The 14,803-nt window shown below is 55.1% G+C and carries 11 protein-coding genes; 7 read left to right on the forward strand and 4 right to left on the reverse strand.

Annotation, left to right across the window (positions count from 1 at the left end):
- Positions 1-93: 93 nt before the first annotated feature.
- The 3 genes from ssuE to ssuB are packed head-to-tail and all read left to right on the forward strand — an operon-like array spanning position 94 to position 2,287.
- Positions 94-669, forward strand: coding sequence for an NADPH-dependent FMN reductase (ssuE, locus tag ABLU96_RS19510; protein ID WP_009653287.1), 576 nt, complete (start codon positions 94-96; stop codon positions 667-669).
- Positions 670-725: 56 nt separating this feature from the next.
- Positions 726-1,517: an aliphatic sulfonate ABC transporter permease SsuC gene (ssuC, locus tag ABLU96_RS19515; RefSeq protein ID WP_064404623.1), complete on the forward strand. Its 792-nt coding sequence runs from the start codon at positions 726-728 to the stop codon at positions 1,515-1,517.
- Positions 1,514-2,287, forward strand: a complete 774-nt coding sequence (ssuB, locus tag ABLU96_RS19520) for an aliphatic sulfonates ABC transporter ATP-binding protein (protein WP_064404625.1) — start codon at positions 1,514-1,516, stop codon at positions 2,285-2,287. Before ssuC ends, ssuB begins: the two co-directional genes overlap by 4 nt.
- A 65-nt stretch (positions 2,288-2,352) precedes the next feature.
- Here ssuB and pepN read toward each other — a convergent pair whose 3' ends face one another.
- The gene (gene pepN / locus ABLU96_RS19525) at positions 2,353-4,968 is read right to left on the reverse strand and encodes an aminopeptidase N (protein WP_233932894.1); all 2,616 of its coding nucleotides are present in this window, start codon (positions 4,966-4,968) and stop codon (positions 2,353-2,355) included.
- Between the two features lie 327 nt (positions 4,969-5,295).
- Here pepN and pncB point away from each other — a divergent pair, with 327 nt between their 5' ends.
- The 4 genes from pncB (at position 5,296) to ABLU96_RS19545 (ending at position 11,257) form a co-directional block, all read left to right on the forward strand.
- Positions 5,296-6,498, forward strand: coding sequence for a nicotinate phosphoribosyltransferase (pncB, locus tag ABLU96_RS19530; protein ID WP_025107499.1), 1,203 nt, complete (start codon positions 5,296-5,298; stop codon positions 6,496-6,498).
- A 303-nt stretch (positions 6,499-6,801) separates the two neighbouring features.
- Positions 6,802-8,202: an asparagine--tRNA ligase gene (gene asnS / locus ABLU96_RS19535; protein WP_004849497.1), complete on the forward strand. Its 1,401-nt coding sequence runs from the start codon at positions 6,802-6,804 to the stop codon at positions 8,200-8,202.
- Between the two features lie 591 nt (positions 8,203-8,793).
- Positions 8,794-9,879: a porin gene (locus ABLU96_RS19540; RefSeq protein WP_014228653.1), complete on the forward strand. Its 1,086-nt coding sequence runs from the start codon at positions 8,794-8,796 to the stop codon at positions 9,877-9,879.
- A 187-nt stretch (positions 9,880-10,066) separates the two neighbouring features.
- On the forward strand, positions 10,067-11,257 hold the full coding sequence (locus ABLU96_RS19545; protein ID WP_009653304.1) for an amino acid aminotransferase: 1,191 nt from the start codon (positions 10,067-10,069) through the stop codon (positions 11,255-11,257).
- Positions 11,258-11,316: 59 nt separating this feature from the next.
- On the opposite strand, the gene ABLU96_RS19550 is transcribed toward ABLU96_RS19545, so the two are convergent.
- From ABLU96_RS19550 to ldtD, 3 genes are all read right to left on the reverse strand, one after another.
- Complete coding sequence (locus ABLU96_RS19550) at positions 11,317-11,964, reverse strand: MBL fold metallo-hydrolase (protein ID WP_049083180.1); 648 nt, start codon at positions 11,962-11,964, stop codon at positions 11,317-11,319.
- 13 nt (positions 11,965-11,977) lie between these two features.
- Complete coding sequence (locus ABLU96_RS19555; protein ID WP_004130967.1) at positions 11,978-12,529, reverse strand: YcbK family protein; 552 nt, start codon at positions 12,527-12,529, stop codon at positions 11,978-11,980.
- A gap of 300 nt (positions 12,530-12,829) precedes the next feature.
- On the reverse strand, positions 12,830-14,623 hold the full coding sequence (gene ldtD / locus ABLU96_RS19560) for a L,D-transpeptidase (RefSeq protein WP_046878173.1): 1,794 nt from the start codon (positions 14,621-14,623) through the stop codon (positions 12,830-12,832).
- Positions 14,624-14,803: the final 180 nt, after the last annotated feature.

Consider the following 14,803-nt stretch of genomic DNA (forward strand, 5'->3'; position numbering starts at 1 on the left):
AAATCATTTAGGGAAATAAAAGCGCTCTGTCACACTGCGGCTAAATGTTATCAATTATAGATAAATGCAAATATTTAGTTATAAGGAGAGAGTATGCGAGTCATCACACTTGCGGGCAGCCCGCGCTACCCTTCCCGCTCCAGCGCGCTTCTGGAATACGCCAGAGAGACGCTTTCGGCGGCGGATATCGAGGTCTGCCACTGGCATCTGCAGAATTTCGCTCCGGAAGACCTGCTCTACGCTCGCTTTGATAACCCAGCCCTCCATGCGTTAAATGAACAGCTTGCCGGCGCCGATGGGCTGATCATTGCGACGCCCGTCTATAAGGCCTCTTTTTCCGGCGCGTTAAAGACGCTTCTGGACCTGCTGCCGGAGCGCGCGCTGGAGGGCAAAATCGTTCTGCCGCTGGCTACCGGCGGAACCATCGCCCATATGCTGGCGGTGGATTACGCCTTAAAACCGGTACTCAACGCGCTGAAAGCCCAGGAGATCCTCCACGGCGTTTTCGCTGACGATAGCCAGGTTACGGATTATCAGCATAAACCGCAGTTTACCCCGAATCTGCAGGGCCGCCTCGACCAGGCGCTGGAAACCTTCTGGCAGGCGCTGCATCGCCCCAGCAGCCGCGCGCCGGCGCTGAAAACCTTACAGCGGGTTGAGCACGTTTAAAGTTCAGCGTTGATGCCCGTCACCAGGCAAAACGCTAAAGAATAAAGGAACACTGTATGGCGACGCTTTCGCAAAAACTCCTGATCCGCATAGCCCCCTGGCTTTTGCCGGTTGGCAGCGTGATTGTATGGCAATTCGCCTCTTCCGTTGGTTGGCTCTCTACCCGTATTTTGCCGTCACCGGAAGGAGTGCTCAAAGCCTTCTGGACGCTCTCCGCCAGCGGCGAGCTTTGGCAACATCTGGCCATCAGCTCATGGCGGGCGCTTATTGGTTTCAGCATCGGCGGTTCCATTGGCCTGGTTCTCGGGCTTATCAGCGGCCTGTCGCGCTGGGGCGAACGCCTGCTGGACACCTCCATTCAGATGCTGCGCAACGTACCGCACCTCGCGCTGATTCCGCTGGTAATTTTATGGTTCGGCATCGATGAAAGCGCCAAAATTTTCCTCGTGGCGCTGGGGACGATGTTCCCGATTTATATCAACACCTGGCACGGTATTCGAAACATTGACCGGGGTCTGGTGGAGATGGCCCGCAGCTATGGCTTATCGGGTTTTGCTCTGTTCCGTCACGTGATCCTGCCGGGCGCCCTGCCCTCCATTATAGTCGGCATCCGGTTTGCGCTCGGCCTGATGTGGTTAACGCTGATCGTGGCTGAAACCATCTCGGCTAACGCCGGTATCGGCTATCTGGCGATGAACGCCCGCGAATTTCTGCAGACCGATGTCGTGGTCGTCGCCATTATTCTTTACGCTATTCTCGGCAAACTGGCCGACTTCAGCGCACAGCTTCTTGAACGCGTCTGGCTGCGCTGGAATCCGGCTTACCACCTTCAGGAGGCCAACGCATGACAACCGCGCGTCTTAATCCGGGGATCCCGCTGCTGCTAAACGGCGTAAGCAAGCGTTACGGCAGCAAAACGATTCTGAATGAACTCGATCTGCATATTCCCACCGGGCAATTTGTCGCGGTGGTCGGACGCAGCGGCGGCGGTAAAAGCACCCTGCTGCGGCTGCTCGCCGGGCTGGAAAAACCCAACGCCGGGCAGCTGCTGGCGGGTTCGACGCCGCTGGCGCAAATCCAGGAGGATACCCGGATGATGTTCCAGGATTCCCGCCTGCTGCCGTGGAAAACGGTGATCGACAATGTCGGCCTCGGGCTGAAGGGGCAGTGGCGCGAGGCGGCGCTCAAGGCGCTGGCGAGCGTCGGCCTTGAAGACCGCGCCGGTGAATGGCCCGTGGCGCTTTCCGGCGGGCAAAAGCAGCGCGTGGCGCTGGCTCGCGCGTTAATTCATCGCCCCGGATTATTACTGCTTGATGAACCGCTGGGCGCGCTGGACGCCCTCACTCGCCTGGAGATGCAGGATCTGATTGTCTCGCTGTGGCAGGAGCACGGATTTACCGTTCTGCTGGTCACCCACGACGTCAGCGAGGCGGTGGCGATGGCCGATCGCGTTTTGCTGATTGAAGAGGGGAAGATAGGGCTGGATCTGCTGGTGGACATTCCCCGTCCGCGACGCACGGGTTCAGTGAAGCTGGCCGAACTGGAAGCGGAAGTACTGAATCGGGTGATGCAGCGCGGCAAGAACGAATCCTCGCCACGCTTAGTGAGCCACGGTTAACGACAGCGACGTTCCCCCGCTCGCGCTGCGCTTAGCGGGGCTACAGGTTTGGACTCGCGCTGGCGTTACGCCAGCGCTTTACTGATTTTCTCGAACAGATCCCCGGAAAGATTCTCCAGACCCTTCAGCTGCTCCAGCGCCCCGCGCATCAGCGCCTGACGTTTCTCGTCATAGCGTTTCAGACGAATCAGCGGCTCAATCAGACGCGAAGCCACCTGCGGGTTGCGGCTGTTCAGCTCAGTCAGCATCTCGACCAGGAACTGATAGCCGCTGCCGTCTTCTGCATGGAACGCCGCCGGGTTGCTGCCGGCAAAGGCGCCGATCAGAGAACGGACGCGGTTCGGGTTACCCATGCTGAACGAGCGATGATGCAACAGGCCGCGAACCGTCTCCAGGACGTTATCCGCCGGGCTGGTGGACTGCAGGATAAACCATTTATCCATGACCAGTCCGTCCTGGTGCCACTTGTCGTCATACTCCTGCATCAGCGCATCGCGGCACGGCAGCTGGGCCGCTACGGCTGCGGCCAGCGCCGCCAGCGCGTCGGTCATATTGTCCGCATGGTGATACTGCGCGCTAATCAGTTTATCCGCCAGCTCGGTATCGCCAAACGCCAGGTAGCGCAGGCAGGTATTACGCAGAGAACGCTTATCGATATCGGCATGCTCAACGCGGTAGCCGTCGAGCTTGTTGGCGTTGTAAACCGCCAGGAACTCGTCAGCCAGCTCTTTCGCCAGCGTGCGGGTCAGCGCTTCGCGCACCGCCGCGATGGCAAGCGGATCGATAATCGCAAACAGCTCCGCCATTTCATTCGCTGAAGGCAGCGTCAGGATCTCCGCCGCCAGCGCCGGATCGATCTTCTCATCCAGCAGAATCGCGCGGAACGCATCGGCGACGTGAATCGGCAGAGACAGCGGCTGCCCCTGCTGGTGACGGTTGACGTTGAGTTTGATATAGGTCGCCAGCAGGCTCTGCGCCGCGTCCCAGCGGGAGAAATCATTCCGCGCGTGGCGCATCAGGAAGGTCAGCTGCTGATCGCTCCATTTGTACTCCAGCTTCACCGGCGCGGAAAACTCGCAAAGCAGCGCCGGGACCGGCTGGAAGTAAACGTTGTCGAAAACAAAAGTCTGCTCCGCCTGGGTGACGTTCAGCACGTGATGCACCGGGTGACCGCCCTTCTGCAGCGGGATTACCTTGCCTTCGTTATCGTACAGCTCGATGTCGAACGGAATATGCAGCGGCAGCTTCTCCGCCTGCTCAGCGGTCGGCGACGTGCGCTGGCTGATGGTCAGCGTGTACTGCTCCGTTTCCGGGTTGTAGTCATCATGGACGGTGACAATCGGCGTACCGGACTGGCTATACCAGCGGCGGAAGTGGGACAGATCGACGTTGGAAGCGTCCTCCATCGCCTGGACAAAGTCGTCGCAGGTCGCGGCGCTGCCGTCGTGGCGCTCAAAATAGAGCTGCATGCCTTTCTGGAAATTCTCTTCGCCCAGCAGAGTATGCAGCATGCGGATCACTTCCGCTCCCTTCTCATACACCGTCAGGGTATAGAAGTTGTTCATCTCAATCACGCTATCCGGGCGAATCGGATGCGCCATCGGGCTGGCGTCTTCGGCAAACTGCAGGCCGCGCATGGTGCGTACGTTATTAATGCGGTTCACCGCACGCGAGCCGAGGTCGGAGCTGAATTCCTGATCGCGGAAAACGGTCAGCCCTTCTTTCAGGCTGAGCTGGAACCAGTCGCGGCAGGTCACGCGATTGCCGGTCCAGTTATGGAAATATTCATGACCAATCACGCGCTCGATATCCAGGTAATCTTTATCGGTCGCGGTATCGGTACGCGCCAGTACGTATTTGGAGTTAAAGACGTTAAGGCCTTTGTTCTCCATGGCGCCCATGTTGAAGAAATCGACGGCGACAATCATATAGATGTCGAGGTCGTACTCGAGACCAAAGCGGGTTTCGTCCCACTTCATAGAATTTTGCAGCGAGGTCATCGCCCACGGCGCGCGGTCAAGGTTACCGCGGTCAACGTAGAGCTCCAGCGCCACTTCACGCCCCGAACGGGTTTTGAAGGTATCGCGCAGGACGTCAAAATCACCGGCCACCAGCGCAAACAGGTAGCACGGTTTTGGGAACGGGTCCTGCCACTGGATCCAGTGACGGCCATTTTCCAGCTCGCCCTGGGCCACGCGGTTACCGTTGGAGAGCAGAAACGGGTATTTTGCTTTATCGGCGATGATTTTGGTGGTGAAGCGCGCCAGAACGTCCGGGCGGTCCGGATACCAGGTAATGTGGCGGAAGCCTTCCGCCTCGCACTGGGTACACAGCGCTTCGCCGGACTGATATAGCCCTTCCAGCGCGGTATTCGCCGCCGGGCTGATTTCATTGACGATGGTCAGAGTGAAATGTTCCGGCAACCCGCTAATCACCAGCTGGTTATTTTCTTCCTTGTAGTCGCTCCACGGCTGACCATCAATCCGCAGAGAGACCAACGTCAGGTCTTCGCCATCCAGACGCAATGGCACATCAGACGTAGCCGCGTGGCGGGAGACCTTGCTCTCAGCCGTCACAACGGTTTTCGCGGCATCCAGGTCAAAGGTCAAATCGATATCGCTAATCAGATACTCCGGCTCACGGTAGTCGTGGCGGTATTTGGCTTGGGGCTGTTGTGTCATAAAAAACCTTTAGCGTGTCCTGTAAAGTGTCGACTCAGTCTATTCCTGTTGCGCAAATCTCGCTATGCAGAATCTTCATCTTTTCAATGCTAAACATGAAAATTGCTACATTTTGATAACACAAGAGGCACGAAATGCGCTCGACCAGGCGCAAAGCTTGTGGTGTGATGCGTGTTCAATATATTAAACTAGGCCTCGCAAATGACCGTCAGCGTAGCCATCAGCCGTCACCGCGGGACAGCGTCGGGTATTACAGGTATACTCCGCCTCCTTTTACCGCTTTGGTTTTGATGGAAACGCTCCAGTGAGAGGATGCTACTGCGCACCATGACCCAATTCACTTCTCCTGTACTGCACTCGTTGCTTGATACGGATGCCTACAAGCTGCACATGCAGCAGGCTGTCTTCCACCGCTACAATGATGTACAGGTTGCGGCGGAGTTCCGCTGCCGCGGGGACGATCTGCTCGGCATCTACGCCGATGCGATTCGCGAGCAGGTTGAGACGATGCGCGACCTGAGACTGCAGGACGATGAATATCACTGGTTGTCGAGCCTGCCCTTCTTTGCGCCAGACTATCTCGAGTGGCTACGCGGCTTCCGCTACGACCCGCGCCAGGTCACGGTCATCAATGACAACGGCAAGTTGAATATTCGCCTTTCCGGCCCCTGGCTTGAAGTTATTATGTGGGAAGTTCCGCTGCTGGCGGTGATAAGCGAGCTGGTACATCGCTATCGCTCGCCGGAAATCAGCGTCGATCTCGCGCTGGACACCCTTGAGCATAAGCTGACTGACTTTAACCGCCTCACTGCTGATATCGATATGTCGGGCTTCCGCCTGATGGATTTCGGTACCCGCCGCCGCTTCTCCCGCGAGGTGCAGCAGGCGATTGTTCAGCGTCTTCAGCAAGAATCCTGGTTCACCGGTACCAGCAATTACGATCTGGCGCGGCGTTTGAATTTGACCCCAATGGGGACCCAGGCTCACGAATGGTTCCAGGCGCATCAGCAGATCAGCCCGAACCTGGCGAGCAGCCAGCGCGCGGCTCTCGCTGCCTGGCTGGAAGAGTATCCCGATCGGCTGGGGATTGCGCTGACCGACTGCATTACGATGGACGCTTTTCTGCGCGATTTCGGGCCGGAGTTTGCGACCCGCTATCAGGGGCTGCGCCACGACTCCGGCGACCCGGTGGAATGGGGCGAGAAGGCTATCGCCCACTACAAAAAGCTGGGCATCGACCCGCTGAGCAAAGTGCTGGTATTTTCCGACAATCTCGACCTGACAAAAGCGGTTGATCTCTATCGCCACTTCTCATCGCGGGTGAATCTGAGCTTCGGTATCGGCACGCGTTTAACCTGCGATATTCCTCAGGTGAAGCCGCTCAATATTGTTATCAAGCTGGTGGAGTGCAACGGTAAACCGGTGGCGAAACTTTCGGATAGCCCGGGTAAAACGATTTGTCACGATAAAGCTTTCGTCCGCGCGCTGCGCAAAGCCTTCGATCTACCGCCGGTTAAAAAAGCCAGCTAGGTCATATAAAGACAAAATGCGTCCGCCAAAACGGGCGCATTTTTATTCGCCTCCGCTTATCACCCCGAGACGTTATCAAGCATTAAGAACCCCGGTCGCCCTGCATGGGATAATCGCAATGAACGAATCTCTCTGAATATCAGGCTCTCACGCAGCAAAGTAGACTATCTCCTTATTTATTTCCTAAAACCCCCCTTTCTTGTGCGAAATCTACTTGTCTGATGGAAGATGACAGGTAACATAGATATCCCCCTGTTGCAGGGGAATACAGATTTTTCTATTGGACTAACAAGAGAGACTATTATGAGCGTTGTGCCTGTAGCCGACGTACTCCAGGGCCGCGTTGCCGTTGACAGCGAAGTCACCGTGCGCGGATGGGTGCGTACCCGCCGAGATTCTAAAGCTGGCTTTTCTTTCCTCGCCGTCTATGACGGTTCCTGCTTTGATCCTGTACAGGCCGTTATTAGTAATTCTCTTCCCAATTACAATCAGGAAGTGCTGCGCCTGACCACCGGCTGCTCGGTCGTGGTGACCGGTAAAGTCGTGGCATCTCAGGGCCAGGGTCAGAGCTTTGAAATCCAGGCCAGCCACGTGGAAGTCAGCGGCTGGGTGGAAGATCCGGATACTTATCCGATGGCGGCTAAACGCCATAGCATCGAGTACCTGCGTGAAGTTGCCCACCTGCGCCCGCGCACCAACCTGATTGGCGCGGTGGCGCGCGTTCGCCATACCCTGGCGCAGGCGCTGCACCGTTTCTTCGACGAGCAGGGCTTCTTCTGGGTTTCGACTCCGCTGATTACCGCTTCCGACACTGAAGGCGCCGGCGAGATGTTCCGCGTGTCAACGCTGGATCTGGAAAACCTGCCGCGCAACGAACAGGGCAAAGTCGATTTCGATAAAGACTTCTTCGGCAAAGAGTCGTTCCTGACCGTTTCCGGCCAGCTGAACGGCGAAACCTACGCCTGCGCGCTGTCCAAAATCTACACCTTTGGCCCGACCTTCCGTGCGGAAAACTCCAACACCAGCCGTCACCTGGCGGAGTTCTGGATGCTGGAGCCGGAAGTCGCCTTTGCTAACCTGAACGATGTGGCAGGTCTGGCGGAAGCGATGCTGAAGTACGTCTTCAAAGCCGTTCTCGAAGAGCGCGCAGACGACATGCAGTTCTTTGCCGAACGCGTTGATAAAGACGCTATCGACCGCCTGCAGCGTTTCGTTTCCGCTGATTTTGCCCAGGTTGATTACACTGACGCGGTCACCATTCTGGAAAACTGCGGTAAGTCGTTCGAAAACCCGGTCTACTGGGGCGTGGATCTCTCCTCCGAGCACGAACGCTATCTGGCGGAAGAGCACTTTAAAGCCCCGGTGGTGGTGAAAAACTACCCGAAAGACATCAAGGCGTTCTATATGCGCCTTAACGAAGATGGTAAAACCGTCGCCGCAATGGACGTTCTGGCGCCGGGCATCGGTGAAATTATCGGTGGCTCCCAGCGTGAAGAGCGCCTGGACGTGCTTGACGCGCGTATGGCGGAAATGGGTCTTAATAAAGAAGACTACTGGTGGTATCGCGACCTGCGCCGTTACGGCACCGTACCGCACTCCGGTTTCGGTCTGGGCTTTGAGCGTCTTATCGCCTACGTGACCGGCGTGCAGAACGTTCGCGACGTCATTCCGTTCCCGCGGACCCCGCGTAACGCGACTTTCTGATTTTTTTCTGCAATTTTCATCCGGGGCCAGCGCAAGCTGGCCTTTTTTTATGTCAATTTACGTTAACGAATATCAGGAAACTTAAACATCAACCATCCTGATTCACAATTATGTTACGCACTATTTCATTAGCGACCGCTAATTAAAACCGCACCTTATGTTCATAAATTGGCAAACATGCTGATTATATTGCTCGTTTTTTAACCAGTCACAGCACAACTTGCAACGACAAGATTTGAATAAAAATAAAGCAAAATGCTGACGTAAAATGCACAAACCCTCTCTTATCTAAATTAATCATAATTAATTCATATAGATATATAAAGACAGGTGATTTAATCGGCGAACAGGGGCGGAATGTTGATTGAGTTCACAAAGTTCCCAAAAATACATATTTAGTTACATAGAATTTCCTTTTGTTACTCATATGCGATATTGGTAGCATTTTCAGGCTAGCGAAACGTTGTTCTGAATGGAAAGATGCCTCCAGACACCAAACTATCATCAATAGTTCTGTAAATTTTTATTGACGAAACTTATTGACGGCAGTGGCAAGTGTTCATAAAAAAATATAAATGAGGGTAATAAATAATGATGAAGCGCAAAATTCTGGCAGCGGTAATTCCTGCCCTGCTGGTAGCCGGTGCAGCTAACGCTGCAGAAATCTATAACAAAAACGGCAACAAACTGGACTTCTACGGAAAAATGGTTGGCGAGCACGTCTGGACCACCAACGGCGACACCAGCAGCGATGATACCACCTACGCCCGTATCGGCCTGAAAGGCGAAACTCAGATCAACGATCAGCTGGTCGGCTATGGTCAGTGGGAATACAACATGGATGCGTCCAATGTTGAAGGTAAACAGACCACCAAAACTCGTCTGGCTTTCGCAGGCTTAAAAGCCGGTGAATACGGTTCATTCGACTACGGTCGTAACTACGGCGCCATCTACGACGTTGAAGCGGCAACCGATATGCTGGTTGAATGGGGCGGCGACGGCTGGAGCTACACCGACAACTTCATGACCGCGCGTACCAACGGCGTAGCCACCTACCGTAACTCTGACTTCTTCGGTCTGGTTGACGGCCTGAGCTTCGCGCTGCAGTACCAGGGTAAAAACGACGCTTCTAGCCGTGATGTTAAGAAACAAAACGGCGACGGCTTCAGCACCGCGGCAACCTACGCGTTTGACAACGGCATTGCGCTGTCTGCAGGCTATGCGAACTCCAACCGTAGCGGCGATCAGAAAGCTGACCGTCAGGGCGAAAAAGCTGAAGCATGGGCAACCTCCGCTAAGTATGACGCGAACAACGTCTATGCTGCGGTCATGTACTCTCAGACTTACAACATGACGCCGGAAAACGAAGGCAACTACTTCGCTAATAAAACTCAGAACTTCGAAGCCGTTGTTCAGTATCAGTTCGACTTCGGCCTGCGTCCGTCCATCGGCTACGTACAGACTAAAGGTAAAGACCTGCGCTCTCGCGCTGGCTTCTCCGGCGGCGATGCTGACCTGGTTAAATACGTCGAAGTGGGTACCTGGTACTACTTCAACAAAAACATGAACGTCTACGCTGCGTATAAATTCAACCAGCTGAACGACAACGATTACACCAAAGCCGCTGGCGTTGCGACCGACGATCAGGCCGCAGTGGGTATCGTTTACCAGTTCTAATCTGCAGTACACCCCTTCGTGATATGCCTAAAAAGCAGGACTTCGGTCCTGCTTTTCTGCTTTCCTGAGAGGAAGATCGTAACTTTCAAAAACCTTCTCGCTTTTTGTCGCAAACGGTTGGCAATTAACATAACTCCCGTTAACCTGATAGCGGATTTCCCTTCAGTAATCACAATGGAACCTCGTCATGTTTGAGAACATTACCGCCGCCCCTGCCGACCCAATTCTGGGCCTGGCCGATCTGTTTCGTGCCGATGACCGCCCAACAAAAATTAATCTTGGAATTGGTGTTTATAAAGATGAAACGGGTAAAACACCGGTCCTGACTAGCGTGAAAAAAGCAGAGCAGTATCTGCTGGAAAATGAAACCACTAAAAATTATCTGGGTATCGATGGTATTCCGGAATTTGGCCGCTGCACCCAGGAGCTTCTGTTCGGGAAAGGAAGCGCAATTATCAATGATAAACGCGCCCGCACCGCGCAAACGCCCGGCGGTACAGGTGGCCTGCGCGTCGCCGCCGATTTTCTGGCGAAGAACACCGACGTTAAACGTATTTGGGTGAGCAACCCCAGTTGGCCGAACCATAAAAGCGTGTTCAATTCAGCCGGGCTGGAAGTGCGCGAATACACCTACTACGATGCCGCTAATCACAAACTCGACTTCGACGGGCTGCTGGCCAGCCTGAACGAAGCGCAGGCCGGCGACGTGGTTCTGTTCCACGGCTGCTGCCATAACCCAACCGGCATCGATCCGACGCTGGAGCAGTGGCAACAGCTGGCGCAGCTCTCCGTAGAGAAAGGCTGGCTGCCGCTGTTTGACTTTGCCTACCAGGGCTTTGCCCGCGGCCTGGAAGAAGATGCTGAAGGCCTGCGCGCTTTCGCCGCTCTGCATAAAGAGCTGCTGGTTGCCAGCTCCTACTCGAAAAACTTCGGCCTGTACAACGAGCGCGTGGGCGCCTGTACGCTGGTCGCCGCTGACCAGGAAGCGGTAGACCGCGCTTTCAGCCAGATGAAGTCGGTTATCCGCGCGAACTACTCAAACCCGCCCGCTCACGGCGCCTCAGTAGTGGCGACCATTCTCAGCAATGACGCGCTGCGCGCCATCTGGGAGCAAGAGTTGACCGACATGCGTCAACGCATCCAGCGTATGCGTCTGCTGTTCGTTAATACCCTGCAGGAAAAAGGCGCCAGCCGCGATTTCTCTTTCATCATTCAGCAAAACGGGATGTTCTCGTTCAGCGGCCTGACCAAAGAGCAGGTACTGCGTCTGCGTGAAGAGTTCGGAATCTACGCGGTGGCGTCCGGACGTATAAACGTCGCCGGTATGACGCCTGATAACATGGCGCCGCTGTGCGAAGCGATTGTTGCCGTACTGTAACCTCAGCGCAGGGCAAAAAAAAGGCCGCATGTGCGGCCTTTTTTATATGCTGGTTTAGGTCACCAGACCGGCATTTCATCCTGCAGGAATGGGTTGTGCAGACGCTCATAGCCAAGGGTCGACATCGGTCCATGACCCGGAATAAACGACACGTCATCGCCCAGCGGCAACAGCTTGCGCTTAATCGCATCGATCAGTTGGCTATGGTCGCCGCGAGGGAAGTCGCTACGCCCTACTCCGCCTTTAAAAATCACATCGCCAGAAATCAACAGTCGGGAAGCAGGATCGAAGAAGACCACGTGCCCCGGCGTATGGCCTGGGCAGTGCAGCACCTGCAGGGAAATATTCCCCACGCCGACCGTATCGCCTTCGTTCAGCCAGCGATCCGGCTGCAGCGGCTGGCAATCTTCCAGACCGAACATCCGGCTCTGCGCCGGTAATCCTTCCAGCCAGAACTCATCTTCTTTTTCCGGCCCAATAATCGGCACGCCATAATGTTGTGCCAGCTCCGCTGCCGCACCAACGTGATCGAGATGACCGTGCGTGAGCAGAATCTGCATCAGGCTAACGCCTGCCGCCGCGACTTCCTGTTTGATTCGCTCAGCATCACCGCCGGGATCGACCAGCGCCGCCAGTTTGGTTTGTTCACACCAGATTAAAGAACAGTTCTGCGCGAACGCGGTAACCGGAATAATACGATAGTTCATGAGGCTCCTTTCGTTACCAGTGCCGTACTGGCCCGGTATCAATATGCACAAAGTTGCTACGTGGGTAGTATCCTACACCACCTGTGCGCATAGATAACGCGGCTTTGCGAACATTGCTTAACGAAATGCCTTCAATATGAAAATCCATGGCCTGGCCTTTAGTGTGGTAGCTGTGTTTTGCCACACCCCGGCTACGCGCGCGAAGCTCATTATTGGTATCAACAGAACGATAACCGGAAATAAGCTGGACAGGCTTGTTGGTACCAAGTAATCCCTGCAAACGATAGAGTTGATCGAACAAACCGGGATCGATGGACTTAATCTTATTCGCGCGATAATCACGGAAAAAATGATTAAGTCTTGCTAATTCATCCTGAATATAGCCTCTGCCATCGAAAAACTCCGCCTTGAGTGATTCACCGGTATGCAGGTTGTTCAGCGTCAAAATACGCGGTCGGGGGGTCGAGAGGGTGGCAAATGCCGGCGCAGGCAGAATGGCAGCAGCACCGAGCGCGGCTCCACCTAACGCCAGCAGTTTGCGGCGATTAGCGTCAAATTTGTCCATGATAATCAGGTCTACAGGTAAATGAATCGTAATATACTTTTCCCGCAATGCGCCCGTTAGCCGCCAGCACGCGCTCGCTCCCCTACGGCTAATAAATATCAGCTATGGAGAACGGGCTGCTTACTGCCACAGCGCCTTTGCAGGATTATATGTATATGCACTTCTGGCGCACGAAAGGCACCTTACCGGGCATTATTGCCAACGTCAAGGTAGCCTAACCCCAGTAAACTCGGGCCTTGCAGCGTGCAAGGCCCGTTTTCACACAGAGGTAGGACAACCAAATCCGTTGAACTACTTCATTTATCTGATTAATTGTTCAGCTTTAGGTAGAATTTGTGCGCTGGATCGCGCGGTGAGATCGTAATTGTAAATATCTGTTCGATATTGTGTACGTCCATCAGCGCCGACGAACGCGGTCAAATAATAGAGATTAACCGGGATATTCTGGCGAATATTAACGTAGCGGGTATTCCCCTGTTTAAGCGCATCTGAAATACGCGCATCATTCCAGCCAGCATCCTGAAGCAGCATATTGGCCAGTTCTGAGGCTTTATTCACGCGCACGCACCCGGAACTCAGCGCGCGTCCATCACGCTGGAACAGATTGTGATTGGGCGTATCGTGCAAATATATCGCATCTGAACTTGGCATATTGAATTTATAGCGCCCCAGCGAATTGCGCGCGCCGGGAGCCTGCTGGAAGCGGAACGGCAGATTCGATGCGGTTATCGTTTCCCAGTCCACCTGATACGGGTCGATAGTCTCTTTGCTATTCCAGCCGCGCATCATCGTATAGCCGTGCTGCTCAAGATAGCCTGGGTTATTGCGCACCTTCGGCAGAATATCGTTGCGCGCCAGCGTCGGCGGAACGTTCCACGGCGGGTTGACCACAACGTTGTTCAGCGCACTGCTCATCATAGGGGTTTTGCGGTCCGGACGGCCAACGATAACCCGCGATGCCAGCACCTGGCTACCGTCCTGGTAATAGACCAGCGAAAAGGCGGGAATATTCACCATAATTCCGGTCGCCAGATTACCCGGCAGCAGGCGCAAACGCTGGATATTCAATGCCAGCACGCCGGCGCGCTGCGCAGGAGAAACGTTGAGCCAGTCGCGGGTCGCCTGACCAATCACGCCGTCTGCGCCCAGTCCCTGCCACGCCTGGAAGCGCTTAACGCCCTCCACTAACTGGCGATCGTAAACGCCACGGCCGCTGCTTTTGGCCTTTTTCCCGGCGGACGGACTCACCACCTCATCGCCGGGCAACGAAATTTTTGCCGCGTCATCCAGCATACCGGTGCGCTGTAAAATTTCGCGCAACGCGCCGGCATCGTTGCTCCATTCCCCCGGCCGCAGCGACGTCTTACCGGTGAGCTGCGGCCAGGGACGGGAATCGGCAACCTGAGCTAATAGCGCCTGATGCATTGCGGCATACTGCGGATGCTGCGGAGCCAGACCCGCAATAAACTGCGGCAGCGAACCGTTATCCAGCGCCACCTGCCACTGGTTAATCACCGACAGAGGCGGCGTCGACATGGCATACGGTTTCGTGCCATACAGCCAGCGGTTGCCCTGAGTCGGAATACCGCTAATAAAATGCAGATAGCCCATCATGGCGTCAGACAGAACGACATCCCGCGCCAGACCGTTCACTGCCGGGTCGGTCAACAGCTCAACCCAGGTGGTGAACTGCGGCTGAAAACCGGCGATAGCAACCTCAGCCAGCTGCTGTTGAAACGCCTGCACCGCCTCGCGGTTATCCCACATCGGTTTCATATCCCTGGACGCATACAGCGATACCAGCGGATTCATAAATACGGGTTGATAACCGGACGGCAGTACCGCCTGAATCCCGGCGCGGCTCTTCGCTGCCGCATCGGCAGAAAGCGCCTGCTCGCCGGCCATTTGGGCGACCGCCGCGGATTGGTTTGCGCTTTGGCTTAGCGCGGAAGAGAGCTCGCTGATGGTGGCAGAGCTATCCGATGGTACCACTTCAGGCTCTTCAGCCTGGACATTGAACAGTGGAGCAAATGCAAACGCCAGGCTCAGGCTGAGCGCAGACAATTGACGACCATACCGTTTCTTTAGCAACATCCCTTGCCCCCTGTTAACACATTGCTGCCCGCTAAAATGGGGCTTACTTTCAGTATATGAAGACGAAAACGCTTTTGCCTTCCCAAATGTAAAGAAGTTAAAAGATTATACAATCCTAAAATACAGGAACGGATAACAAAAAGGGCGACATCGCGTCGCCCTTTGGCTGGTTATTGTACC

This window comes from Klebsiella sp. CN_Kp106 (assembly GCF_040064575.1).
GTDB lineage: Bacteria > Pseudomonadota > Gammaproteobacteria > Enterobacterales > Enterobacteriaceae > Klebsiella > Klebsiella michiganensis.